Genomic DNA, 23,978 nt, shown 5'->3' on the forward strand with positions numbered 1-23,978 from the left:
CGCGAGGACGACCGAGCGCCCGAGGCGCTCCGACGAAGCTCCGGCGAAGCTCCGGCGAAGCTCCGCCTCACATGTTCGGGTAGTTCGGCCCGCCCGGGCCCTCCGGCGTCACCCAGTCGATGTTCTGGTTCGGATCCTTGATGTCGCAGGTCTTGCAGTGGACGCAGTTCTGCGCGTTGATCTGGTAGCGCACCCCGTCGCTGGCGGAGGCATCCTCCACCCACTCGTAGACGCCGGCCGGGCAGTAGCGGCCCGAGGGCCCGCCGTAGACGTCGTGCTCGGAGCGCTTCTGCAGCTCCAGGTCGCGGACCTTCAGGTGGGGCGGCTGGTCCTCCTCGTGGTTGGTGTTCGACAGGTAGACCGAGGAGAGCCGGTCGAAGGTCAGCTTGCCGTCCGGCTTCGGGTAGACGATCGGCGTCACCTCCGAGAGCGGCTTGAGGCAGGCGTGATCCGGCTTGCCGTGCGAGAGCGTGCCGAACGGCGAGGCGCCGAGGATGCTGGTCGCCCACATGTCGATCCCGCCGAGCCCCACGCCGACCAGCGTCCCGTACTTGGACCAGAGCGGCTTGACGTTGCGCACCGCCTTCAGGTCCTGCCCGATCGGGCTGTCGCGCCAGCCGGCCTCGTAGGCGGTGAGCTCGTCGCCGGCGCGGCCCGCCTTCAGGGCGTCCGCGATGGCGTCGGCCGCCTGCATGCCGGACAGGATCGCGTTGTGCGAGCCCTTGATCCGCGGCACGTTCACGAAGCCCGCCGAGCAGCCGACGAGGCACCCACCCGGGAAGACCAGCTTCGGCACGGACTGCCAGCCGCCCTCCATGATGGCCCGCGCGCCGTAGCCGATGCGCTTGGCGCCCTCGAAGGTCTCGGCGATCATCGGGTGGGTCTTGAAGCGCTGGAACTCCTCGAACGGCGACAGGGTCGGGTTCTCGTAGTTCAGGTGCGTGACGAAGCCGACCGAGAGCAGGTGGTCGTCGAAGTGATAGAGCCATGAGCCGCCGCCGGCCCTGTTGGGCAGCGGCCAGCCCATCGTGTGCTGCACGAGGCCGGGCTCGAACTTGCCGGGGGCGAGCTGCCAGAGCTCCTTCACGCCGAGCCCGTACTTGAAGTGGTCGCTGTGCCGGTTGAGCTCGAAGCGCCGGATCAGCCCCTTGGTCAGGTTGCCCCGGGCGCCCTCGCCGAACACCGTGTACTTGCCGCGCAGCTCCATGCCGCGGGTGTAGTCGTCGCGCGGCTCGCCGGACTTGCCGATGCCGAGATCGCCCGTGGCGATGCCCGCCACGGCGCCGTTTTCGTCGAACAGCACCTCGGAGGCCGGGAAGCCCGGATAGATCTCGACGCCGAGCGCCTCGGCCTGCACGCCGAGATACTTGCAGGTGTTGGACAGCGAGCCGACGAAGTTGCCGTGGTTCGACATCAGCTTGGGGAAGAACACGTTCGGCAGGGTGATGCCGCTGTTCTTGGTGAGCATCATGAACTCGTCGCGCTGGACCTCGGTCTTCAGCGGACGCTCCGGGTCGGTGCGCCACTCGGGCAGCAGGCGATCCAGGCCGATCGGGTCGATCACCGCCCCCGACAGGATGTGGGCGCCGACCTCCGAGCCCTTCTCGACGACGACGACCGAGATCTCCTCGCCGATCTCGGCGGCGCGCTGCTTCAGGCGGATCGCGGTGGCGAGGCCGGCCGGGCCGGCGCCCACCACGACCACGTCGAAATCCATGCTCTCGCGTTCGGGCAGCGCCATCCTCAGGTTCCTTTTCTTGTTCCGGCGCCCGGTTCGTCGCCGGGCCGGCCTTCCTGATGCCGTCTCAAGCGATTCCAAGCTAGAAAGGCAAGTTGCCGACGCTCAAGCTCGAGGCAAAGTTCCCTTTGCCGCGGGGAACGGCGTCACAGCGCTGTGCCGCGCCGCGCTGTTCGGTCACGCAAGTCCTTGCCACCCGGAGCGATTCGGCGAGTTGTCCACAGGCCCCGGCGATCCCACATGCTGAGTCCCATGCCGAGCTCCACCGACGCGCAAGCCGACCTGATCGCCTATCTCGACTTCCACGTGGAGGCCGGTGCCGACGCGGCGCTCGACGAGCACCCGCACGACCGCTTCAGCGAGGCCGACGCGCCCGCGCCTACCCTGCGCGCGCCGCGCCGTGCAGCGCCCCGGGCCGCCGAGCAGCCCGTCAGCCCCGTCGCCAACAGGCTCGTGCCGCCCCCGGGCTCGGCCCCGCCGGCCCCGCCGGCCGCGGCGCCGCGCACCTTCGGCCGCGCCGCCAGCGCCCAGCCCGACGAGGCCGCGAGCGACGCCCGCGCCCGGGCGCGGCAGGCCAAGTCCCTCGACGAGCTCGAGCGGATTCTCGCGGATTTCGACGCCTGCCCGCTGCGCTTCACGGCGAAGAACCTCGTCTTCGCCGACGGCAATCCCGAGGCGCGGGTGATGTTTCTCGGCGAGGCGCCCGGCGCCGACGAGGACCGGATCGGCAAGCCGTTCATGGGCCGCTCGGGCCAGCTCCTCGACAAGATGATGAAGGCGGTCGGGCTCGACCGGACGAGCGCCTATATCGGCAACATCGTGCCCTGGCGGCCGCCGGGCAACCGCAACCCGACCCCCCAGGAGGTGGCGGTCTGCCGGCCCTTCGTGGAGCGCCAGATCGAACTCGTCGACCCGGACATCATCGTCTGCCTCGGCGCGCCCGCGACCCAGACGCTGACCGGCACCAAGGACGGCATCCTGCGGACCCGCGGCCGGCTGTTCCCGTACAAGCTGCCGAACCGCGAGGTGAAGCTGCTCGCCACCCTCCACCCCGCCTTCCTGCTGCGCCAGCCGGTCCAGAAGCGGCTGGCGTGGCGGGATTTCCGGTCCCTGCGCGCCCTCCTCGACGGGAAAGCGTGACCGCGAGCTTGACCGGGGTGACGGAACCGGCTCTCCCCTCCCGCCATTAGAGCTTCGTTCCCGCTGCCGGTGCCCCGGCGGCCGGACACGACGACGCACAGCAAATCGTGGGCTGCCCGGGGCGGCCGGCGCAGCATCGATGGCGGGACCCAACCATGCGCTGGGAAGATCTACGCAGCTCGGACAACGTCGAGGATCGGCGCGGTGAAGGCGGCGGCGGGGGCGGCATGGGCTTTCCCGGCGGCGGCGCCGGCGGGCTCGGCATCGGCACCATCGTGGTGCTGCTGATCATCAGCTACTTCACGGGCATTAACCCGGCGATCCTGATCGGCGGGGCCCAGCAGATCGGCGGCGGCGGCCGCAGCCAGCAGGAGCAGGTCGACCCGCAGACCCAGGCCAAGCGGCGCCAGGCGCCCACCGACGAGAGCGGCCGGTTCGCCTCGAAGATCCTCGGCAACACCGAGGACGTGTGGAGCCAGATCCTGCCGCAGCAGACCGGCAAGCAGTACACCCCGACGACGCTGGTGCTCTACACCGGCGGCACCCGCTCCGGCTGCGGCTCGGCCCAGGCCGCCATGGGCCCGTTCTACTGCCCGCTCGACAAGAAGGTCTATCTGGACACCGGCTTCTTCAAGGAGATGGCCTCGAAGTTCGGCGTGAAGGGCGACTTCGCCTACGCGTACGTGATCGCCCACGAGGTCGGCCACCACGTCCAGGACGTGCTCGGCATCCTCGGCAAGGTCCAGGCCCGCCAGCAGCAGGCCTCCAGCAAGACCGAGGCGAACGCCCTCTCGGTGCGGATCGAGCTGATGGCCGACTGCCTCGCCGGCGTCTGGGCCAAGAACTCCAACGACAAGTACGCCGAGCTCGACAAGGGCGACATCGACGAGGCGCTGAACGCCGCCGCGCAGATCGGCGACGACGCGCTCCAGCAGCGCTCGCGGGGCTACGTGGTGCCGGATTCCTTCACCCACGGCTCCTCGGCCCAGCGCCAGCGCTGGTTCATGGCCGGCTACAAGAGCGGCCAGACCAAGTCCTGCGACACGTTCCGGACGGCCAACAACTGAGGCCGGCTCGCGGCTGCGCGAGCTGGCTCCGTCGTCGCGAGCGGAGCGACGCGGCCCGGGGCAGCACGCCGTCGTCCGCTGCGGCGCCGCTGGATCGCCGCGCCGCGTTCGCGATCAAACCCGGCGGGCACGCGCCTCAGCCCCGGCTCAGCCGCCGGGCGTTGGCCTGGACCTTCCGCCGGTAGCTGCGGATCACCTTGCCGTTCGAGGCGCCCGCGGCGAGCATGAGCGCCGCCTCGCCGGCGGCCAGCATCTTCTCGGTCACCATGAGCTGCGCCTCGGCCTGGGCCGCCGGGCCGCCGAGGGCGAACATCGCCATGCGCTGCGCGATGACGCCCTGCGCCTCCAGCCCCAGCATGGCCATGTCCAGGCCCGTCATCCACCAACCGAACAGCATCGCGATCCTCTTGTTGCCCAGGGCAACGGCCGAGCCTGATCCTGGGTCCCGGGATGCGCCCAGGCCTGCGCCGGACGCAAGCGTTATCCCGCACTGCGGCACCCCGCCTTTGCGCCGCGTCGGCCGATGCCGTAAGCGGCCGGGATACTCCCGGACACCTTCCGGACAGCGACCTCCCGGACAGCGCCCGCCCCATGATACGCCTGGACAAGATCACCAAGCAGAACGGGCGGCAGCTCGTCTTCATCGAGGCCTCGGCCGCCCTGCAGCGGGGCGAGAAGGTCGGCCTGGTCGGCCCGAACGGGGCCGGCAAGACCACCCTGTTCCGGATGATCATCGGCCAGGAGCAGCCCGACGAGGGGCAGGTCGCCGCCGACCGGGGCATCACCATCGGCTATTTCAGTCAGGATGTCGGCGAGATGTCGGGGCGCAGCGTCGTCACCGAGGTGATGGACGGCGCCGGCCCGGTGAGCGCGGTGGCGGCCGAGCTCGCCGAGCTCGGCGCGGCGCTCGCCGACCCGGACCGCGCCGACGAGATGGACGCCCTGGTCGAGCGCTACGGCGAGGTCCAGGCCCGGTTCGAGGAGCTCGACGGCTACGCCCTGGAGGGCCGGGCCCGCGAGGTGCTCGACGGGCTGAGCTTCAGCCAGGAGATGATGGACGGCGACGTCGGCGCCCTCTCGGGCGGCTGGAAGATGCGCGTCGCCCTCGCCCGCATCCTGCTGATGCGCCCGGACGTGATGCTCCTCGACGAGCCGTCGAACCACCTCGACATCGAGAGCCTGATCTGGCTCGAATCGTTCCTGAAGGGCTACGACGGCGCCCTGCTGATGACCTCGCACGACCGCGAGTTCATGAACCGCATCGTCACCAAGATCATCGAGATCGACGCCGGCGCGCTCACCACCTACTCGGGCGACTACGCCTTCTACGAGGGCCAGCGGAAGCTCAACGAGGCGCAGGCCCAGGCGCAGTACGAGCGCCAGCAGGCCATGCTGGCGAAGGAGATCGCCTTCATCGAGCGGTTCAAGGCCCGGGCCTCCCACGCCGCCCAGGTGCAGAGCCGGGTGAAGAAGCTCGACAAGATCGAGCGGGTCGAGCCGCCCCGGCGGCGGCAATCGGTGGCGTTCGAGTTCCAGCCGGCGCCCCGCTCGGGCGACGACGTCGTGATGCTCAAGGGCGTGAACAAGCGCTACGGCAGCCGCACGATCTACGAGGGGCTCGACTTCTCGGTGCGGCGCAAGGAGCGCTGGTGCGTGATGGGCATCAACGGCGCCGGCAAGTCGACGCTGCTGAAGCTCGTCACCGGCACCACCGCGCCCGACGACGGCTCGGTCACGGTCGGCGGCAGCGTGAAGCTCGGCTACTTCGCCCAGCACGCCATGGACCTGCTCGACGGCGACCGCACCGTGTTCCAGACCCTGGAGGATGCCTTCCCGCAGGCCGGCCAGGGGTCCCTGCGGGCGCTGGCCGGCTGCTTCGGCTTCTCGGGCGACGACGTCGAGAAGCGCTGCCGGGTGCTCTCGGGCGGCGAGAAGGCCCGGCTGGTCATGGCGCTGATGCTCTACGACCCGCCGAACTTCCTGGTGCTCGACGAGCCGACCAACCACCTCGACATGGGCACCAAGGAGATGCTGATCGAGGCGCTGGCCAACTATGAGGGGACGATGCTGTTCGTGTCCCACGACCGGCATTTTCTGGCCGCCCTCTCGAACCGGGTGCTCGAGGTGACCCCGGAGGGCATCCACCAGTACGGCGGCGGCTACACCGAGTACGTGGCCCGCACCGGCCAGGAGGCGCCCGGCCTGCGCAGCTGAGGGGCCACGCCGTCGTCGCGAGCGCAGCGAGGCGCCCCAGGGCAGCGCGACCTCGATCAGCGTGGCGCGGCTGGACGGCGTCGCTCCGCTCGCGGGGACGGCGGGGGATTCGGCCGGAAGCCCTGCGACCGGCGCGCCGCTATCGCCCCCCGATGCCCCGCGCTAGGCTGCGCCGAAACGGCCCGGGTGAGACGCCGTGCGACGCCTGCTGAAGTTCCTCCACACGATGGGGTCCGCGGGGCTGCTGGGGGCCATGGCGTCCTTGGTCGTCATGCTGAGCCTGTCGCCCGCGCCGTCCGCCCTGGCGGGCTACGCGGCGACGCGGGGCGCCATGGGCGCCGTCGCCACCTGGATCTTCCTGCCCGCCCTGGCGGTGACGCTGATGTCCGGCCTGCTGGCGATGGCGCTGAACCGCACCTTCCTCAATGCCGGGTGGGCCTGGCTGAAGCTCGCCACCGGGGTCCTGATGTTCGAGGGCGGGCTGGTCTACGTGCAGGGCCCGATGAAGCAGGAGGCGGAGCGGAGCGCCCGCGCGCTCGCGGGCCTCGGCGATCCGGCGGCGCTGGCCGTCTCGCTGACCGGCGAGCGCGGCACCCTGTGGGTCCTGCTGGCGGTCGCGACCGCGAACGTCGCGCTCGGGATCTGGCGGCCGCGGATCCTGCGGATTCCCCGGTAGCGCCGCCGCGCAGGGCTGCGGGAGCCGGCGACGGCGCCCGGCCGGGCCGGTTTCCGCCCCGATGGGTTGCCAGCTACAGATCTACTTCCCGATGCAGAAGCCGCTGAACAGCCGGTCGAGGACGTCCTCGACGCCGACATGGCCGGCCACCTCGCCCAGCGCCCGGACCGCGAGCCGCAGGTCCTCCGCGGCCAGCTCCGGCAGACCGCCGGCGCTCCCGGAGACGCGGTCGAGATGGGCCACGCAGGCCTCCAGCGCGGCCCTGTGACGGGCACGGGTGATCAGCGCGTCGCCGGTGCCGAGACCGTCCTCGGCCGCGGCCTGGATCGCGTCGAGCAGGGTGCCCATGCCGGCGCCGGTCTGTGCGGAGACCGTCACGTCGGCCGAGTCGCCGGCGGGCTGTGAGCCGGCAAAAAGATCGGCCTTCGTGCGGACGATCAGGATCGGACGGCGTCCCGGCCCGAGATCCGGGACAGCACCGCCGGGGGGCACGAGGGCGACCACCAGATCGGCCGTGTCGATCCGCGCCCGGGTCCGCACGATGCCCTGCGCCTCGATCGGCTCCGCGGTCTCGCGGAGCCCGGCCGTGTCGACCAGGAGGACCGGCAGGCCGCCGAGGTCGAGCCGCACCTCGATGGCGTCCCGGGTCGTCCCCGGGCTGTCCGACACGATGGCGACGTCCCGCCGGCTCAGGGCGTTCAGCAGGGTCGACTTCCCGCTGTTGGGCGCCCCCGCCAGCACCACCGTGAAGCCTTCGCGCAGGCGCTCGCCGCGGTGGCCGTCGCGCAGCGTCGCGGCGACCGCGTCCCGCAGGCGCGCGGCGCGGTCGAACAGCGCGGCGTCGAGCCCGGCATCGTCCACGTCCCCCTCGTCGGCGAAGTCGAGCGCGGCCTCCGCGGCGGCGAGGCAGTCGATCGCCTCCGCGCGCCACGCGGCCACCTGCCGGCTGAGCGCGCCGTCGAGCTGGCGCAGGGCCTGCCGGCGCTGGCCCTCGGTCTCGGCGTCGATCAGGTCGGCGACGGCCTCCGCCTCGGCGAGATCCATCCGGCCGTTGAGGACCGCCCGCCGCGTGAACGCCCCGGGCTCGGCCGCCCGGCATCCGGGAAGGCGGGCGAGGGTCGCGAGGACGCGCATCCGCACGGCCGCGCCGCCGTGGAGGTGCAGCTCCGCCATATCCTCGCCGCTGTAGGTGTCCGGCCCGGGAAACCACGCCACCAGCGCCCGGTCGAGCTCGGTGCCGTCCCGCGGATCCCTGAGGCTCCGCAGGGACAGCCGCCGCGGGGTCGGCAGGCGGCCGCCCAGGGTGGCGAGCACGCCGCCCGCGGCCGGGCCGCTGATGCGGATGACCGCGACGGCGGCCCGGCCGAAGCCGCTGGCCGGGGCGAAGAGCGTGTCGGTGTCGTTCATGGTCCCACAGGGCCGCGCGGAGGGGCGGAGTTTCACGTGAAACACGCGCGGCCGCCCTATACCATCCCGGCGTCGCGGTGACGCGCCCGGGCGCGCGGCCGCGATCTCGAACGGGGATGCCATGATCGTCTGGACCCGCCGCGCCGTCGGCCTCGGCCTGCTCGCCGCGCCCTTCGCCCTCCCCGCGCGCGCCGTCGAGGCGGAGCCGGACTGGACCGCGATCGAGCGCCGACTCGGTGGCCGCCTCGGGATCGCGGCCGCCTCGGCGGACCGCGTCCTCGCCGCCTACCGCGCCGACGCGCGCTTCCCGATGTGCAGCACCTTCAAGGTCCTGGCGGTGGCGGCGGTCCTGGCGCGGGTCGATGCCGGCCGCGAGACCCTCGGCCGGATCGTCACCTACGGTCCCGGCGATCTCCTGAGCTACGCCCCGGTCACCCGGAAGGCGCTGGAGGCCGGCGGCGGGACCGGGCGGATGAGCGTCGCCGACCTGTGCGCGGCGACGCTGGTCTGGAGCGACAACGCGGCCGCCAACCTGCTCCTGGCGGATCTCGGCGGCCCCGCAGCGCTGACCGCGTGGCTGCGGACGACCGGCGATCCCGTCACCCGCCTCGACCGGACCGAGCCGACCCTCAACACCGCCCTGCCCGGCGACCCGCGCGACACGACCACGCCGGACGCCATGCGGGCGACCCTGGGTCGGATCCTCCTCGGGACGACCCTGTCGCCGGCCTCGCGCGACCGGCTGGAGGCCTGGATGGTCGCCTGCGAGACCGGCCGGAAACGCCTGCGGGCCGGCCTGCCGCCGGATTGGAGCGCGGGCGACAAGACCGGGAGCGGCGACAACGGCACCGTCAACGACGTGGCGATCCTGCGGCCGCCGGGGCGTGCGCCGATCCTCGTGGCGGTCTACGTCACGGGATCGACGGCCTCCCCCGACACCTGCGCGGCGGCCTACGCGGAGATCGCCCGCCTCATCGCCGCGCGCGCCCAGTCCACCTGACCGAACGAGCCATGAAGACGCCCGCCAAGACATCTGCCAAGACGACCCGCGCCACGCTCGCCCTCGACAAGGCCGGCATCCGCCACGGCCTCCACGTCTACGCGTACGATCCGGACGCCCCGCGCATCGGCCTGCAGGCCGCGGAGGCGCTCGGTGTGGACCCGGGACGCGTGCTGAAGACCCTGATGGCGTCGGTGGACGGACGGACGGTCTGCCTGCTCGTGGCCTCCGACAAGGAGGTGTCGATGAAGCGGGTCGCCGCCGCCTTCTCGGGCAAGGCCGCGTCCATGCTCAAGCCGGCCGACGCCGAGCGGCTGACCGGCTACCATGTCGGCGGGATCAGCCCCCTGGGTCAGAAGCGCCCCTTCCCGACGGCGATCGACGCCGGATCCCTGACCGACCCGGCGGCCGAGATCCACGTCAACGGCGGCGGCCGGGGCTTGCAGATCCGGCTGACCGAGGGCGACCTCGTCGGCGTCCTGAACGCCCTCGTCGTGCCGCTCGCGTGATCCCGCGGTAAGCGTCCGTTTACCCTGCCGTCGCACGGTGCCGCCTTCCGGCTGGAATGGAGGCGGCATGCGGGCGACGACGCGCAGGGCGGTGACGGCGCTCGGATTCGTCCTGCTGCTCGCCGGATCGGGCCGCGCGGCCGACCTCGACATCCGCGGCGGCGTCGAGACGGGCGCGGGTGGCAGCCCCCGCTTCTTCCCGCGCAACGACGGCCTCGATCGTCGGCCGGTCTACGCCCTCCGGTCCCGTCCCGCGCCGATGGGCTGCACGCCCCGGCGGGCGCCCGTGCCCACCAACGCCCCGGACGATCCGAGCTATGTCGGCTCCGAGTACGGCCTGGGGCATCCGAGCTACTACGGCTTCACGCCGCCGCCCGGCGTGGACGACCCGTTCGGACGCTCACTCCTGCCCTACTGCCCCTGACGCCGACCGGGACCGCGCGGACCGTGACCGGACTGCCGGATTCCACCGCTCCCCATCATGCTCTAGACCGGCCCCACCCTCCCCCGGAGCCCGTGCCGTGTCCGAGTCGACCTTCCAGTCCTTCCGCGACCTCGCCGCCCTGCGCGGATGCGTCGCGGCGTGGCGCGCGGCGGGCGAGCGCGTCGTCCTGATCCCCACCATGGGGGCCCTGCACGACGGGCACCTCGCCCTCGTGGCCGAGGCGCGGCGGATCGGCCGCCGGACCGTCGCCAGCATCTTCGTCAATCCGACCCAGTTCGGCCCGAACGAGGATTTCGCCCGCTACCCCCGCGACCTCGACGCGGACCTGGCCCTGCTGGCGCGAGCCGGCGCGGACGCCGCCTGGACGCCCAGCGTCGAGACCATGTACCCGCCGGGCTTCGCCACCCGGATCGAGGTCGCCGGCCTGACCGACGGCCTGTGCGGGCCGTTCCGGCCCGGCCACTTCGCCGGCGTCGCCACGGTGGTGACCAAGCTCCTCAACCAGGTCCGGCCGGACGTCGCCCTGTTCGGCGAGAAGGACTTCCAGCAGCTCCGCGTGCTCCAGCAGGTGGCGGCGGATCTCGACCTCCCGGTGGAGATCCGCGGCGTGCCGACCGTGCGCGAGCCCGACGGCCTCGCGCTGTCGTCGCGCAACCGCTACCTCTCGGCCGAGGAGCGGGCCGTCGCCCCGAAGCTCCACGCCGTCTTGTCGGAGATCGCCTCCGCGTCCCGCAGCGGCACCCCCGTGGCCGGCCGGATCGCCGCCGGGCGGGCGGCGCTGGAGGCGGCGGGGTTCCGCGTCCAGTACCTCGCGGTCTGCGACGCCCGGACCCTGGTCCCGGTGGAGCGGGTCGACGGCCCGGCCCGGGTGATCGCCGCGGCCTTCCTGGGCCGGACCCGGCTGATCGACAATCGCGCCGTCTAGGCCGGCGCCGGTCCGGCCGCCGGCGGTCGTGGCCGCCGGGCCACGACGCGCGGATTTCCGGCTTTGACTGCGCCAAGTGATTGGCGCCGCCCGGCCGACCTGTTCTCTGCTGCTCCCGTGATCGGAACGCGCACCGCACCGGCCGTACTGGCCGTGTCCCTCGCCCTGGCGGGTCCCGCCGGCGCCGGCGAGGACGCGCTCGAGGGGATGGCCGGCCCCTCCGGCGAGCGCCTGCGCTACGACGCGAAGGGGCTGACCCTCACCTTTCCCGAACCCGACGTGAAGCTCCAGATCGGCGGCCGGCTGCACATCGACGGCGGCGCGGCGGGCTTCGGCCGGCCGGACCTGCCCGAGGCCTTCCCCGACAACGTCGCCGTGCGCCGGGCCTGGATCGAGCCGACGCTGACCATCGGCCGCGACTGGGTGATCGCCTTCCAGTACGATTTCGCCGACCCGATGCTGCCGATCAACGACGCGCTGGTCGCCTGGAAGGGGGTGCCGGACACGATCCTGACCCTCGGCAACATGAAGGAGCCCTTCAGCCTGGAATGGCTGCAGAGCAACAACGACACGCTGTTCGCCGAGCGCTCGGTGGCCAACGCCCTCGTGCCGGAGCGCCGCTTCGGTTTCGCGGCCGGACATCACGGGAAGAACTGGACCGCTGTGGCCGGCGTGTTCGGCAACGCCGCCAGCAGCGGCATCGACGGGGACGGCGTCGCGGTGGCGGCCCGCGCCACCGTCGCGCCGATCATGACCGGGGACGAGACCCTGCATCTCGGGCTCGCCGGGGTCTTCCGCACCCGGTCGCGGTCGGACGGCGCCTTCGGCTTCTCCAGCCCCGCCGGCGCCTTCCTGTTCGAGCGCCCCCTGGTGGATACCGGCGATCTCCCCGACGCCGCCAGCGTGTCGCGCCTCGGCGCCGAGCTGGCCTATCGCCGCGGCCCGCTCCTGGTGCAGGCCGAGTACATCCGGGCCGAGCTGCAGCCGTTCCCCGGTCCCGGCCAGCCCGGCGCCGCGCTCGATTTCCAGGGCGGCTATGTCGAGGCGGCCCTGGTGCTCAACGGCGAGGGCCGCGCCTACGCGCTGACGCCGCAGAGCGGCACGACCTACGCGACCTTCCGGGGCGTGACGGTTCCGGAGGCGCAGCGGCTCTCCCGGGGCGGGATCGGCGTGTTCGAGCTGGCGGCGCGCTACAGCGCCGTCGACCTGGACGCCCGCGGTTTCCGCGGGGGCATGGAGCAGGACGTGACCCTCGGCCTGAGCTGGTATCCCGAGCCCAACCTGCGGCTGATCGGGAACGTCGTCCACGGGCGCGTGCGGCCGGGGGAGGCCCAGTCCGACACCCTCGGCACCCGCCCGTTCTCGGTCGACACGGTGATCGCGCGCCTGCAGATCTACTGGTGACGCGGCTCGGCGGGCGGCCCGAAGCCCTCACACGGCCCGGCGCAGGACCGACCGGAACGGGCGCCGCTCGGGCTCCGGCGGGGGCGTCGGCTCCTCGGCGGGCGGGGCCGCCAGGACCTCCGCGCGCACCGGCCGCGGGGCCGCGAAAGCTGTCCCCTGCGCGAACGGCACGTCGAGATCGATCAGGTCCGGGACGTCGGCCTCGTCGGCGACGCCCGTGGCGACGACGCGGATCCCGGCCCGGGCCAGGGCCGGCGCGGTGTCCTCGAGGGCGATGTCCGACAGGCTGCCGCGACTCGTGCCGGGCCGGAGCAGCATCTCGGCCGGCACCTTGACCTGCCCGATGCCGAGCGCCGCCAGCTCGGCCGCGTCGAACCGGAGGTCGTACGGACGGTCGAGGCTGAACCCGATCCGACCCTGCAGGGGCGCGAGCAGGCCCCGCTGGCCGGCGTCGAGACGGCGCCAGCTCTCCTGCGGCAGCGCGATGGTCAGGCCGGCCAGGGCCGGATCGTCGGCGGCCGTGCGGGCCAGCTCGCGCAGGAGGCCGGGCTCGAACAGCGACAGCGGCGACAGCCCGTAGGTCAGCAGGGTCTCGCTGCCGCGCCGGGCGAGGTGGCGCGCCACGATCGTGGCCCGTTGGAGCATGCGGCGGTCGAGTTCGGTGGTGCGCCCGTGGCGCTCCAGCACCGGCAGGAACACCTCGGGCTCGGCCGGCGGCGCGCCGGGGCCGCCGATCCGCAGCCGGGCCAGCGCCTCGTAGGCCACCACCTTGCGCTGCGGCAGGGTGACGACCGGCTGCAGGTGGATCTCCAGGCCGTCGCCCTCGAAGGCCGCGACGATCGCGCCCTCGTCGGCGGGCGCGGCCGCGGGCCGGGGCGGGATCGGCCGCGGCGGGATCGGCCGCGCCGGGACGGCCGGCGTCGGGTCCGGGGCGGGCTGCCGGTCGGCCGGAGCCGGCTGCGGCCCGGGCGGGACCCGCTCGAGCGGGGCGGCCGGGCCCTCGGCTGCGGCAGCGACGGGGCGGCGGCGTCCGGAAGGCCAGCGGCGGGCGCCGCCGCGGTCTGCGGCCGGGGCGCCTCGGCGGGCGCGATTCCGGGCCCGATCGCCGGCCGCGCCTTGAGGCCCGCGATCTCGGCATCCTGGGCGCTCACGACCGTGGTGAGGTCGCGGACGATCCCGCTGAGGAGCCCGAACTCGACGGTCAGTTCCTCGATCTGCGCCCGCAGGGCGGCCTCCGCGGCCTCGGGCCGCGGCTGGGCCGCCGCGGTCGCGGCCGCCGTCTCGACCTTGAGCAGGCGCCGGGACAGCAGGTCGACCTCGCCGGACAGCTTCTCGCAGCGCGCCTTGAGGGTGGCGATACGGGTGAGGGCGAGACCGCCCGCCGCGGCGGCCGCGGCGCCGAGCGTCAGGGCACTCCAGAGCGGCAGGAACACCGCGAGCGGCCCGAACACGACGAGCCCGAGAAGGCCGACCGTCAGCAGCCCCGCGTACCGGCCGAGGACCGGGACCATCGTCTGAACACCTGCCAGGAACGCGCGCCGGTCGCCGGGGGACATCCCGAGCGATCCCCACCGGGCGCGAACCGAATCGCAGGATCATTGGCCACCCGCACCCTGCCCGGCAAGGCTTAGGGACCGCGATGGAGCGCCACCGCCTGTTAATTCCGGGCGGTGTGACGCCGGCGCCCGCTGGAACGTTGCGGATTCATCACGGCGGACCCGATTGCGGGGCGATCCGGGGAGGGTTGCGCGGCTTGCGAATGCGGACGGGATGAAAAAGGATCATAAAGCGTGGCCATGACGCCCGTCCCCCCGCGTACTCCCCGATATCGCGCCGTTCTCGGCGCCGGCGCGCTCCTCGCGGCCTTCGGCACGACGGCGCCGCGGGCCGCCGATCTCAACGCGGATCTTCCGCGCACCACGCCGACCTTCGCGATGGTCGATCCCAACACTTGGATCGTCACGCTGAGCGGCTCGATCCAGGCCGTGCCGCGCTATCCGGGCGCCAGCGACTATACGGCCGTCGGCTATCCCTCGATCGATGTCCGCCGGGTGGGCGAGCCGCGCCGCTTCTCGACGCCGGATGACGGGTTCAGCCTGTCGCTGTTCGACACCGAGTCGTTCCGGATCGGCCCGACCGCGCGCTTCGTGCCGGGGCGCTACTACGGCGACGACAGGCGCCACCTGTACGGCTTCCGCGACGCCCGCTTCGCCGTGGAGCCGGGCGTGTTCGCGGAGTTCTACCCGGTCTCGTTCATCCGGACCCGCGTCGAGGTGCGCCAGGGCCTCTACGGCCACCACGGCACGGTCGGCTCGGTGGCGGCCGACTACCTGATCCCGGCGGAGAAGTTCCTGTTCTCCGTCGGGCCGCGCCTGAACGTCGGCGACGCCAGCTACGCCCGGAAATACTTCGGCGTCTCGCCGATCGAGGCGGCGCTGAACGGGCGCGTCACCCCCTACGACCCGCGCAGCTTCTACTCGGCGGGCGTGCTCGGCGGCGTGACCTACACCCAGAGTGAGACTTGGTCCTACACGGCCTATGCCGGCTACACCCGGATCCTGGGCGCCTCCGGCGACAGCCCGCTGGTGCGGCGCCCGTTCGGCAACCCCAACCAGTACCAGTTCGGCCTGCGCGTCGATTACGCCTTCCGCATGCCGGCGCTGTTCTGAGCCGCGCCCCGGCTTGCGCCGGCCCCGCCGGGTCCCGACATTCCGGGGACACGCCATGGAGGCCCGAATGGACGAGACGCGCGCCGACCTGCTGATGCGAGTCGAGGGCATGACCTGCGACGGCTGCGCCGCTGCGGTGACCCGCACGGTGAAGCGGGTCGATCCCGCCGCCGACGTGCGGGTCGACCGGGACGCCGCGCGCGTGGCGATCCGCACCGACGCGCAGGCGCTCACCATCGCCGAAGCCCTGACCAAGGCCGGCTACACCGCGACGGCCATGACCGGCTGAGCCGCCGCGGCCTCCCGAGGCCGCGGACGCCGGAGCGCCCCGTGCGCGGCCCCCTCTCAGGAGCGGCTCAGGAACATCCCGGTCAGCAACAGGGCGAAGCCCGCGAGGCCGAACAGGCCTTCCTTGCGCTTGGTGCGGTCGAGGAAATGGGCGGCGGCGCCGGCCGCGCAACAGGCGGCGCCCAGGCCGATTGTCAGCGACGACATCTTGAGTCTCCTCCTCGCGCGTCGCTCCGCGGCGCGGCGAAACCGGTCCCTCTCGTGGGCCTGGCGAACGGCGTTGTCCGCTCAGGATCGCGTCACGGCGCAAGATTTGCACGGCCCGGAGCGGCTGGCAAGAGATTGCGGGCAAGTCATCGCAGAGCCTTCTCCAGCAACGCCCGCGGGAACAACAGATCTTTCCGCGGCTCGGGTGTTGAATACCGCATTCAGATGAGTCCTGCCGTGCGGGGCGCCGTCCCAGGCGCGCGGGATCCGGACGCGTTGACCGCCGCGCCCGGGCGCGCTTAGACCTCCCGGCAGATCCGCCGGTCCCCGCGCGCGCGGGCCGTGCACGGCGCGCGCGCCGCCCGCACCCGCGGCGGAATATCTGCGAAAGGCTGCTCGGTACCCGATGCTCACCACCTCCTCCGCACGGTTCGACGTCGCGGTCGTCGGCGGCGGCCATGCCGGCGTCGAGGCCGCCGCCGCCGCCGCGCGCTGCGGCGCGCGCACCGCGCTGGTCACCCACGATCCCGCGACGATCGGCGCGATGTCCTGCAACCCGGCGATCGGCGGCCTCGGCAAGGGCCACCTCGTCCGCGAGGTCGATGCCCTGGACGGGCTGATGGGCCGGGTCGCCGACGCGGCCGGCATCCAGTTCCGCCTGCTCAACCGCCGCAAGGGACCGGCGGTGCGCGGTCCGCGCACCCAGGCCGACCGCAAGCTCTACGCGGCCGCCATGCAGGCCGCCGTGGCCGAGACCGCCGGCCTCACCGTGGTCGCGGGCGCGTGCGAGGATCTGGCCTTCGACGCCGAGGGCCGCCTCTGCGGCCTCGTCCTGGCGGACGGGCGGACCCTCGCCTGCGGCGCGGTGGTGCTGACCACCGGCACCTTCCTGCGCGGCCTGATCCATATCGGCGAGCGGCAGATCCCGGCGGGCCGCGTCGGCGAGGCGCCGGCGGTCGGGCTGGCCCAGACCCTCGAACGCCTCGGCCTCCGCCTCGGGCGCCTGAAGACCGGCACGCCCCCGCGCCTCGACGGGCGGACCATCGACTGGTCCGGCCTGGAGATGCAGGAGGCCGACGCCGAGCCGGTGCCGTTCTCGACGCTGACCGAGCGGATCACCAACCCGCAGATCCGCTGCGGCATCACCCGGACCACTCGGGCCGTCCACGACCTGATCCGCGCCAACCTGCACCGCTCGCCGATGTATTCCGGCGGCATCGCCAGCCGGGGCCCGCGCTACTGCCCGTCGATCGAGGACAAGGTGGTGCGCTTCGGCGACCGGGAGGGCCACCAGATTTTCCTGGAACCTGAAGGGCTCGACGATCCCACCATCTACCCGAACGGCATCTCGACGGCGCTGCCGGAGGCGGTGCAACGCGACCTCGTGCGGCTGATCCCGGGCCTGGAGCGGGTCGAGATCCTGCGGCCGGGCTACGCCATCGAGTACGACTACGTCGATCCCCGGGAGCTCGATCTCGGCCTCCAGGTGAAGCGCCTGCCGGGCCTGTTCCTGGCCGGCCAGATCAACGGGACCACGGGCTACGAGGAGGCCGCCGGCCAGGGCCTGGTGGCCGGCCTCAATGCCGCCCGGCACGCGGGCGGCCTCGGCATCGCGGGCTTCGACCGGGCCGAGTCGTATCTCGGCGTGATGATCGACGACCTCGTGACCCAGGGGGTCAGCGAGCCGTACCGGATGTTCACCTCGCGCTCGGAGTACCGGCTGTCCCTGCGGGTCGACAACGCCGACGCCCGGCTGACGCCGCGCGGGATCGCGCTCGGCTGCGTCGGGGGACACCGGGCGACCCAGTTCGCGGCCGGCCAGGCGGCGCTCGGCGCGGCCCGCGCCCGCCTCGACGCGGTGAGCCTGACGCCCAGCCAGGCCGCGCCCCACGGGATCAGCCTCAACCGCGACGGCATCCGCCGCACCGGCTTCCAGCTGCTCGCGTACCCGGAGATCGGATGGGCGGACTTGGCGGCGGTGTGGCCGGACCTGGCGGAGGTCCCCCCGCGGATCGCCGACCGGATGAAGACCGACGCGACCTACGCGGTCTACCTCGACCGCCAGAACGCCGACATCGCGGCCTTCCGCCGGGACGAGGCGGTGCGCCTGCCGCCGGGGCTCGACTACGCGGCGATCAGCGGCCTCTCGAACGAGATGCGGGTGAAGCTCGAGACCGTGCGCCCCGGGACCCTGGGGCAGGCGGCCCGGATCGAGGGCGTCACCCCGGCGGCCCTCACCCTCCTGGCCGCCCACGCAAGGCGCGGCGCGCGCGCGCCGTCGGCCCCCGTGGACCGGCACCCGGCATGAGCGATCCGGATCGCGCCCGTGTCCTGGCGGCGGCCGGTGTTTCACGTGAAACAGCGGAGCGGCTCGACTTCTACGTGGCGCAGCTGCGACGCTGGCAGCCCATCAAGAACCTCGTCGGCCCCGCGACCCTGACGGAGGTTTGGAGCCGCCATATCGACGACGCGCTGCAACTGCTCGACCTCGCGCCGGAGGCCCGCACGTGGCTCGATCTCGGCTCCGGGGCGGGCATCCCGGGCCTGATCCTGGCCATCGCCGGCCGGGAGCGCGGCGTCCGGGTCGACCTCGTGGAGAGCAACGCGCGCAAATGCGCCTTCCTCACCGAGACCGCCCGGCTGACCGAGGCCCCGGCCCGGGTGCGCAACGCGCGGATCGAGGCGGTGATCGGTGAGTACGGCGGGACCGACGTGGTCTGCGCCCGCGCCCTCGCCCCGATGACGCAGCTCCTCGCCTGGACCGAGCCTCTGTTGAAAACGGGCACCACCGGCCTGTTTCCGAAGGGGCGGGACGTACAAGCCGAATTGACCCAGGCCGGCGCGCAGTGGAGAGTCGTTAACGACCTCGTGCCGAGCCGGACCGATTCCGAAGCCCGGATCGTGCGCGTCACTGCCCTCGCCGCCCCGAGCCACCGATGAGCGAAGCGATCCTCGGCGATCCCGCCGACCGGTCCATGGATTCATCCATGCGACGCCCTCTGCGCGTGCTGGCGCTCGCCAACCAGAAGGGCGGCGTCGGCAAGACCACGACGGCGATCAACCTCGGCACCGCCCTGGCGGCGATCGGCGAGGACGTGCTGGTGATCGACCTCGACCCGCAGGGCAACGCCTCCACGGGCCTCGGGATCGACCGCGCCAAGCGCCGGGTCTCGACCTACGAGGTCATGGCCGGCGAGGCCTCCCTGGCGCAGGCCGTGGTCCCCACCGCCGTGCCGCGGCTGTCGCTGGCGCCCTCGACCATGGACCTCCTCGGCCTGGAGCTGGAGCTGGCCACCCTCCCCGACCGGGCGCACCGGCTGCGCGGCGTCCTGAAGAGCCTGACCCAGGCGCCGAGCCTGAGCCGGATCAGCTACGTCCTGATCGACTGCCCGCCCTCGCTCAACCTGCTGACCATCAACGCGCTGGCGGCCGCCGACGCGGTGCTGGTGCCGCTGCAGTGCGAGTTCTTCGCCCTGGAGGGCCTCAGCCAGCTGCTGCGCACCGTCGAGCAGGTCCGCGGCGCCCTGAACCCGAAGCTGACGATCCAGGGCATCGTGCTGACGATGTTCGACCCGCGCAACAACCTCTCCGCCCAGGTCGTGGCGGACGTGCGCGGGTTCATGGGCGACAAGGTCTACGAGACCGTGATCCCCCGCAATGTCCGGATCTCCGAGGCGCCCTCGCACGGCAAGCCGGCGCTGCTGTACGACCTGAAATGCGCCGGCAGTCAGGCCTACCTGCGCCTCGCCTCGGAGGTGATCCAGCGCGAGGGCCGGGTTCCGGCCGCGGCCTGACGGATTTGAGTCCCCCTCCCGGTACGAGGGGCGAGTGTGGAGCGTGACACGGGTGGCGATCATGGCGGAGGAGGGGGCGAAGCCTCGACTGGGGCGCGGGCTCGCGGCGCTGATCGGTGACTTCAACGAGGCCGGCCGCGCCTCGGCCAAGGCCGAGGAGCAGCGCAGGGTTCAGATCGAGTTCCTGCGCGCCAACCCGCGCAACCCGCGCCGGAGCTTCGCCGAGACGGAGCTGTCCGAGCTGGCGGCCTCGATCGGTCAGCGGGGCATCATCCAGCCGATCGTGGTCCGCCCGATCGGCGACGTGCCCGGGACCTACGAGATCGTGGCCGGCGAGCGGCGCTGGCGGGCCGCCCAGCGCGCCGGCCTCGACGAGGTGCCGGTGGTGGTGGTCGAGATCGACGACCGCGGCTCGCTGGAATTCGCCATCCTGGAGAACGTCCAGCGCACGGACCTCAACGCGATCGAGGAGGCGTCCGGGTACGAGCGCCTGATGAAGGATTTCTCGTACACCCAGAAGGAGCTGGCCGAGATCCTGGGCAAGAGCCGCAGCCACCTCGCCAACACGCTCCGGCTGCTCAACCTGCCGCTGTCCGTGCAGGAGCGGGTCACCGCCGGCGAGCTGACCGCCGGCCACGCCCGCGCGCTGCTGGCCGTGCGCGATCCCGAGGCGACGGCGCGCCGCGTCGTGGCCGAGAGCCTGTCGGTCCGGGACGTGGAGGCCATCGCCTCCGCGGAGGCTGCCCCGGCCGAGACGCCGCGCCCGGGGCGCCCGCGCCTCTCGGCCGAGCGCCCCGCGACGGTGCGCGACCTGGAGCTGCGGATCCACCGGGCGCTCGGCGTCCCGGTCTCCTACAAGCCGAAGGACGCCGATTCGGGCGAGATCCGCATCCGCTACGAGACCCAGGACGAGCTGCAGGCCCTGCTCAACCGGTTCAAGGTCTCGGACGCCTGAGGCGGCGCCGTCGGCGCCCCGTAGAGCGGAGGAGCGGAGCTTGGCCGAGCAGGGCGGCGCGGCGGCGCGGAAGTTCGACGCCGACCGGGCCGGGGCGTACGCGCAGCAGAGCCGGATCGCCCTGGCGGGCTACGACGCCTGCCACGAGCTCGCCGCCTGCATGCTCGCCGCCGCCCTGGGTCGCGGCGCGCCCGCGCGGCTGCTGGTCGTCGGCGCGGGCGGGGGCGGCACGGAGATCGTCACCGCGGCGGCCCTCGAGCCGGCCTGGCGCTTCACCGCCGTCGACCCCTCCAGCGCCATGATGGACCTGACGGTCGCGCGGCTGGAGCGGGACGGACTCGCCGACCGGACCGAGATCGTCCGCGGCCCGGTGGAGGCCCTCCCCCGCGACGCGACCTACGACGCCGCGACCCTGATCGGCGTGCTCCACCATCTGCCGGGCGACGCGGAGAAGCGGGCGATCCTGCACGCCATCGCCGGACACCTGAGGCCGGGGGCGCCCCTGGTGCTCGCCGGCAACCACTACGCCTACGCGAGCCAGCCCCTGCTCCTGGCGGCCTGGGGCGAGCGCTGGCGCCAGCAGGGCGCCGGCGCCGACGAGATCGAGGCCCGGCGCGGGAAGATCCTGCAGGGCGCCGACCCGCCCCACTCCGAGGAGGCCGTCGCGGACCTGCTGGATGCCGCCGGCTTCGGGACGCCGACCCGCTTCTTCTTCAGCCTGTTCTGGGGCGCTTGGCTCGCGCGCCGCCGTGCCGGGGGCGCGGACGGCGCCTGAGCCCGGCTAGCGCCGCCGCCGTGCCCCCGCCTCCGCGACCCGCAGGAGGGCCGCCGAGGCCAGCGCGTGGGCCAGGTCGGGCTCGGCCCGCCGGCAGGCGAGGACGGCCTCCTGCAGGGCCGCGACGGCCTGGCGGAGGGTGCCGGGCGGCCACGCGCCGAGCTGGCCCTCGATGCTGGCCTTGCGCTTGAAATGCAGGCCCCGCCAGGTCGCGGCCATCATGGCGGGCGTCTTCTCGGGATTGTCGAGGCGGGTGGTGAGCAGTGTCAGGGCGTGCCGCAGCGCCGAGCCCAGCACCACGCCCGGATCGAGGCCCTCGTGCCGGAAGCGGCGGTAGTCGCGCTCCACCGCCTCGCGGCGGCCGTCGAAGGCGGCGTCGATCAGGGTGTTGAGCACGCTCGCCGCGACGTCGCTGGTGACGGCCTCGACGTGCTCGAGGGTCACGGTCTTGTCCCCCTCCCCCGCGGCGTAGAGGGCGAGCTTCTCGATCTCCATCAGGCTCGCGCGACGGTCGCCGCCGAGGCTGCGGGCCAGGACCTCCCGGGCGGCGCGGTCGATGCGCAGGCCGCGCTCCTGGAGGGTGCGCTCGATCAGGTCCGAGAGGGTCCGCTCGTCGTCGGCGTAGCAGGGGATCGCGAGCGCCTTCGGCGAGCGCTCGCAGAGGGTGCGGAGCGGGTTGTTCTTGGCGAGGTCGCCGGCCTCCACCACGATGCGGGCGTCGGCGACGGTCGCGCCCAGCACCGCCTCGACGGCGGGCGCGTAGTTGCGCGTGCCGGGCCGGACCCAGATCGACCGGCGGCCGCCGAACAGGCCCATCGTCCCGGCCTCGTCGCACAGCCGGCCCGGATCGGCGGCCAGGGCGTCGCCGTCGATCCGCACCAGCGCGAAGGGATCGGCCGGATCGTCGACGAAATCCTCGGCGAGCTTCCGGGCCCGCTCGGTCACCAGACCGGTATCGGGCCCGAAGACCAGGATGACGGGGATGCGCGGATCGGGCCCGCGCCGGATCAGCCCCTCGATCTCGCCGGCCTTGACTGCCGTCACGTCGGGTTACGGCTTTGTCGAGAGCACGGCCGCGAGGCGGCTCTTGATCTGATCGGACAGCACGCTCGCCAGCCGGATCTCGGCGTCCCGCGCCGCCCGCTGGCTGGCGAAGCGCTGGACCGAGCGGTCGTAGGTCGCGGTCGAGGTGGCGACACCCTCGGTGTAGACCTTGGTGCCGGCCATGTCCTCCAGGCTGTACTTGATGTTGGCCACCAGGGTGCCGGCCTCGGCGCGGCCGGTGGTGGACGAGACGATCGGGGTCTGCACGATCTCGGAGCCCGAGAGCTTGAGCCGGTAGCGCTTGGTCGCCGGATGGCCGGACCCGTCGAGGTCGAAGACCAGCTCGCTGCGCAGGTAGTGGCCGAGGCGCTCCTGGCCCTGGGCCATCGCCACGTCGTCGACCTGCACCGAGGCGAGCAGCGCCTGGACGGATTCTCCCGAGGCGGTCGGCCCGTAGAGCGGCCGGAAGCAGGCCGAGAGGCTCAGCGCCAGGCCCGTCGCGCAGGCGAGGCGGGTGATACGCCCCGCGATGGAAACTCCCGAACCCACCATCCGCCGTCGTTCCGCCCCTGCCTGTCGGATCGTTCTAGCGCGGACACGGCGTGCCGCGCCACGACGCTACGGGGCAAACGTTACGATTCCTCTGCGGCAAGAGCGTGATCGTCCCGTTTCCGACCGTGAGGCCGCGGAGCGCCGGAGCGCCGGGGGGTGGCGACGCCTAGGCGATCGCCGAGAGGTAGGCCGAGACCGTGACGATGGCCAGCACGGTGGAGGCCAGCACCACGGTGGCGGTCAGGTCGGCCTCGCGCCGGTAGAACTCGGCCAGCATGAACGGCCCGGTGCCGGTGGGGAGGGCGGCCATGAGCACGGCGGTGTGGAGCAGGAGCGGGGGCAGGTCGAACAGGTAGCGGCCGAGGCCGTAGGCCAGGAGCGGGTGGAGCGCGAGCTTCAGGCCGACGAGCAGCGCGGCGGTGCGCCCCTGCCCGCCCCCGGTGTGGCGGGCCTGGGCCAGGAACAGGCCGAGCGCCACCAGGGCGCAGGGCGCCGCCGCGCCGCCGAGGAGCTTCAGGAACGTGGCCACCGCCTCCGGCACGGTCAGCCCGGCGCTCGGCACCAGGGCGCCCAGCGCCGGCGCCACCAGCAGCGGGTTGCGCACGAGGGAGCGGATAACCGTCCACCAGACCGGCCGGCGGGCCCCGCCGCCGCGGCCCGTGGCGGCCGCCTCGCGCCGCAGACCGGTCTCAATCAGCACGATCGCCACCGCGAACACGCCGCAGACCGTGAGGATCGCCGCCACCGTGGTGGGCGCGAGCGCCTCCGGCCCGAAGGCGACCAGCGCCAGCGGGAAGCCCATGAAGCCGGTATTGGCGTAGCCGGCGTTGAGGCCGTCGACCGCGGCGTCGGCCAGCGGCCTCCCCGCCCCGCGCCGGATCATCACGGTGAGACCGAAGACCGCGAGGCTGCTGAGCCCGAAGGCGCCGATGAAGCCGGGCTTCCAGATGGCGCTCCAGTGGGCGTGCGCGGTCACGTCGAACAGGAGCGCCGGCAGGGCCAGGAAGACCACGAACCGGTTGAGCTCGGTGGTGGCGGCGGCTCCGAGCACTCCGATCCGCCGCGTCAGCCAGCCGGCGAAGATCAGCGCGAAGATCGGCAGCACGACCAGCAGGGTCGAGAGCATGGCGGGTCCGGGTCGGAGGACGATGCTCCGGCCTTAGGACGGT

24 protein-coding genes are annotated in these 23,978 nt (G+C 73.2%); 16 read left to right on the plus strand and 8 right to left on the minus strand.

All coding sequences use genetic code 11. From position 1 onward, the window contains the following. Window positions 1–67 precede the first annotated feature (67 nt). A complete protein-coding gene (locus BKE41_RS21485) occupies window positions 68–1,741 on the minus strand; it encodes an electron transfer flavoprotein-ubiquinone oxidoreductase (RefSeq protein WP_024828989.1) in 1,674 nt (557 codons plus the stop codon). A 237-nt stretch (window positions 1,742–1,978) separates the two neighbouring features. On the opposite strand from BKE41_RS21485, the gene BKE41_RS21490 reads away from it, so the two are divergent. Both BKE41_RS21490 and BKE41_RS21495 read left to right on the plus strand, forming a co-directional pair. After that, entirely contained in the window at window positions 1,979–2,878 is a 900-nt protein-coding gene (locus BKE41_RS21490; RefSeq protein ID WP_107645310.1) for a uracil-DNA glycosylase, read from the plus strand. Between the two features lie 155 nt (window positions 2,879–3,033). Beyond that, entirely contained in the window at window positions 3,034–3,945 is a 912-nt protein-coding gene (locus BKE41_RS21495) for a neutral zinc metallopeptidase (protein WP_024828987.1), read from the plus strand. Between the two features lie 136 nt (window positions 3,946–4,081). Here the strand turns inward: BKE41_RS21495 and BKE41_RS21500 are convergent, their stop codons facing one another. After that, entirely contained in the window at window positions 4,082–4,342 is a 261-nt protein-coding gene (locus tag BKE41_RS21500) for a hypothetical protein (protein WP_012321004.1), read from the minus strand. 194 nt (window positions 4,343–4,536) lie between these two features. Here BKE41_RS21500 and BKE41_RS21505 point away from each other — a divergent pair, with 194 nt between their 5' ends. Both BKE41_RS21505 and BKE41_RS21510 read left to right on the plus strand, forming a co-directional pair. After that, the gene (locus BKE41_RS21505; RefSeq protein WP_053621249.1) at window positions 4,537–6,159 is read left to right on the plus strand and encodes an ABC-F family ATP-binding cassette domain-containing protein; all 1,623 of its coding nucleotides are present in this window, start codon (window positions 4,537–4,539) and stop codon (window positions 6,157–6,159) included. A 196-nt stretch (window positions 6,160–6,355) separates the two neighbouring features. Further along, window positions 6,356–6,835: a hypothetical protein gene (locus tag BKE41_RS21510; protein ID WP_071000082.1), complete on the plus strand. Its 480-nt coding sequence runs from the start codon at window positions 6,356–6,358 to the stop codon at window positions 6,833–6,835. Between the two features lie 81 nt (window positions 6,836–6,916). On the opposite strand, the gene mnmE is transcribed toward BKE41_RS21510, so the two are convergent. Beyond that, complete coding sequence (gene mnmE / locus BKE41_RS21515; RefSeq protein WP_071000083.1) at window positions 6,917–8,242, minus strand: tRNA uridine-5-carboxymethylaminomethyl(34) synthesis GTPase MnmE; 1,326 nt, start codon at window positions 8,240–8,242, stop codon at window positions 6,917–6,919. Window positions 8,243–8,363: 121 nt separating this feature from the next. Here mnmE and bla point away from each other — a divergent pair, with 121 nt between their 5' ends. From bla to BKE41_RS21540, 5 genes are all read left to right on the plus strand, one after another. Next, window positions 8,364–9,242, plus strand: a complete 879-nt coding sequence (gene bla, locus BKE41_RS21520; RefSeq protein WP_071000084.1) for a class A beta-lactamase — start codon at window positions 8,364–8,366, stop codon at window positions 9,240–9,242. An 11-nt stretch (window positions 9,243–9,253) separates the two neighbouring features. After that, the gene (locus tag BKE41_RS21525; RefSeq protein WP_053621252.1) at window positions 9,254–9,751 is read left to right on the plus strand and encodes an aminoacyl-tRNA deacylase; all 498 of its coding nucleotides are present in this window, start codon (window positions 9,254–9,256) and stop codon (window positions 9,749–9,751) included. 67 nt (window positions 9,752–9,818) lie between these two features. Continuing rightward, a complete protein-coding gene (locus BKE41_RS21530) occupies window positions 9,819–10,175 on the plus strand; it encodes a hypothetical protein (RefSeq protein ID WP_024828984.1) in 357 nt (118 codons plus the stop codon). A gap of 97 nt (window positions 10,176–10,272) precedes the next feature. Then, window positions 10,273–11,121, plus strand: a complete 849-nt coding sequence (gene panC / locus BKE41_RS21535) for a pantoate--beta-alanine ligase (protein WP_059410247.1) — start codon at window positions 10,273–10,275, stop codon at window positions 11,119–11,121. Window positions 11,122–11,274: 153 nt separating this feature from the next. After that, a complete protein-coding gene (locus BKE41_RS21540) occupies window positions 11,275–12,525 on the plus strand; it encodes a porin (RefSeq protein WP_245295823.1) in 1,251 nt (416 codons plus the stop codon). Window positions 12,526–12,552: 27 nt separating this feature from the next. On the opposite strand, the gene BKE41_RS21545 is transcribed toward BKE41_RS21540, so the two are convergent. Then, window positions 12,553–14,124 (minus strand): EAL domain-containing protein, encoded by a 1,572-nt coding sequence (locus BKE41_RS21545; RefSeq protein ID WP_245295824.1) that lies wholly within the window; start codon window positions 14,122–14,124, stop codon window positions 12,553–12,555. A 191-nt stretch (window positions 14,125–14,315) separates the two neighbouring features. Here BKE41_RS21545 and BKE41_RS21550 point away from each other — a divergent pair, with 191 nt between their 5' ends. Together BKE41_RS21550 and BKE41_RS21555 are read left to right on the plus strand one after the other, a co-directional pair. Next, window positions 14,316–15,194, plus strand: coding sequence for a MipA/OmpV family protein (locus BKE41_RS21550; RefSeq protein WP_083374394.1), 879 nt, complete (start codon window positions 14,316–14,318; stop codon window positions 15,192–15,194). Window positions 15,195–15,261: 67 nt separating this feature from the next. Continuing rightward, a complete protein-coding gene (locus BKE41_RS21555) occupies window positions 15,262–15,483 on the plus strand; it encodes a heavy-metal-associated domain-containing protein (protein WP_012321015.1) in 222 nt (73 codons plus the stop codon). 56 nt (window positions 15,484–15,539) lie between these two features. On the opposite strand, the gene BKE41_RS31720 is transcribed toward BKE41_RS21555, so the two are convergent. Continuing rightward, window positions 15,540–15,689: a hypothetical protein gene (locus tag BKE41_RS31720; protein ID WP_012321016.1), complete on the minus strand. Its 150-nt coding sequence runs from the start codon at window positions 15,687–15,689 to the stop codon at window positions 15,540–15,542. 406 nt (window positions 15,690–16,095) lie between these two features. On the opposite strand from BKE41_RS31720, the gene mnmG reads away from it, so the two are divergent. The 5 genes from mnmG to BKE41_RS21580 all read left to right on the plus strand — a co-directional run bounded on the left by mnmG (window position 16,096) and on the right by BKE41_RS21580 (window position 21,213). Beyond that, the gene (gene mnmG / locus BKE41_RS21560; RefSeq protein WP_071000086.1) at window positions 16,096–17,997 is read left to right on the plus strand and encodes a tRNA uridine-5-carboxymethylaminomethyl(34) synthesis enzyme MnmG; all 1,902 of its coding nucleotides are present in this window, start codon (window positions 16,096–16,098) and stop codon (window positions 17,995–17,997) included. Further along, a complete protein-coding gene (rsmG, locus tag BKE41_RS21565; protein WP_071000087.1) occupies window positions 17,994–18,629 on the plus strand; it encodes a 16S rRNA (guanine(527)-N(7))-methyltransferase RsmG in 636 nt (211 codons plus the stop codon). Before mnmG ends, rsmG begins: the two co-directional genes overlap by 4 nt. Then, the gene (locus tag BKE41_RS21570; protein ID WP_012321019.1) at window positions 18,626–19,483 is read left to right on the plus strand and encodes a ParA family protein; all 858 of its coding nucleotides are present in this window, start codon (window positions 18,626–18,628) and stop codon (window positions 19,481–19,483) included. The genes rsmG and BKE41_RS21570 overlap by 4 nt, the downstream gene beginning before the upstream one ends. 61 nt (window positions 19,484–19,544) lie before the next feature. Continuing rightward, window positions 19,545–20,438 (plus strand): ParB/RepB/Spo0J family partition protein, encoded by an 894-nt coding sequence (locus tag BKE41_RS21575; RefSeq protein WP_024828979.1) that lies wholly within the window; start codon window positions 19,545–19,547, stop codon window positions 20,436–20,438. 40 nt (window positions 20,439–20,478) lie between these two features. Beyond that, window positions 20,479–21,213 (plus strand): class I SAM-dependent methyltransferase, encoded by a 735-nt coding sequence (locus tag BKE41_RS21580; RefSeq protein ID WP_071000088.1) that lies wholly within the window; start codon window positions 20,479–20,481, stop codon window positions 21,211–21,213. Between the two features lie 6 nt (window positions 21,214–21,219). On the opposite strand, the gene holA is transcribed toward BKE41_RS21580, so the two are convergent. The 3 genes from holA to BKE41_RS21595 form a co-directional block, all read right to left on the minus strand. Continuing rightward, window positions 21,220–22,257 (minus strand): DNA polymerase III subunit delta, encoded by a 1,038-nt coding sequence (holA, locus tag BKE41_RS21585; RefSeq protein WP_024828977.1) that lies wholly within the window; start codon window positions 22,255–22,257, stop codon window positions 21,220–21,222. Between the two features lie 6 nt (window positions 22,258–22,263). Further along, on the minus strand, window positions 22,264–22,809 hold the full coding sequence (gene lptE / locus BKE41_RS21590; RefSeq protein WP_071000089.1) for an LPS assembly lipoprotein LptE: 546 nt from the start codon (window positions 22,807–22,809) through the stop codon (window positions 22,264–22,266). A gap of 166 nt (window positions 22,810–22,975) precedes the next feature. Then, on the minus strand, window positions 22,976–23,935 hold the full coding sequence (locus BKE41_RS21595; RefSeq protein WP_071000090.1) for an AEC family transporter: 960 nt from the start codon (window positions 23,933–23,935) through the stop codon (window positions 22,976–22,978). Window positions 23,936–23,978 lie beyond the last annotated feature (43 nt).

This window comes from Methylobacterium sp. C1, assembly GCF_001854385.1.
GTDB lineage: Bacteria > Pseudomonadota > Alphaproteobacteria > Rhizobiales > Beijerinckiaceae > Methylobacterium > Methylobacterium radiotolerans.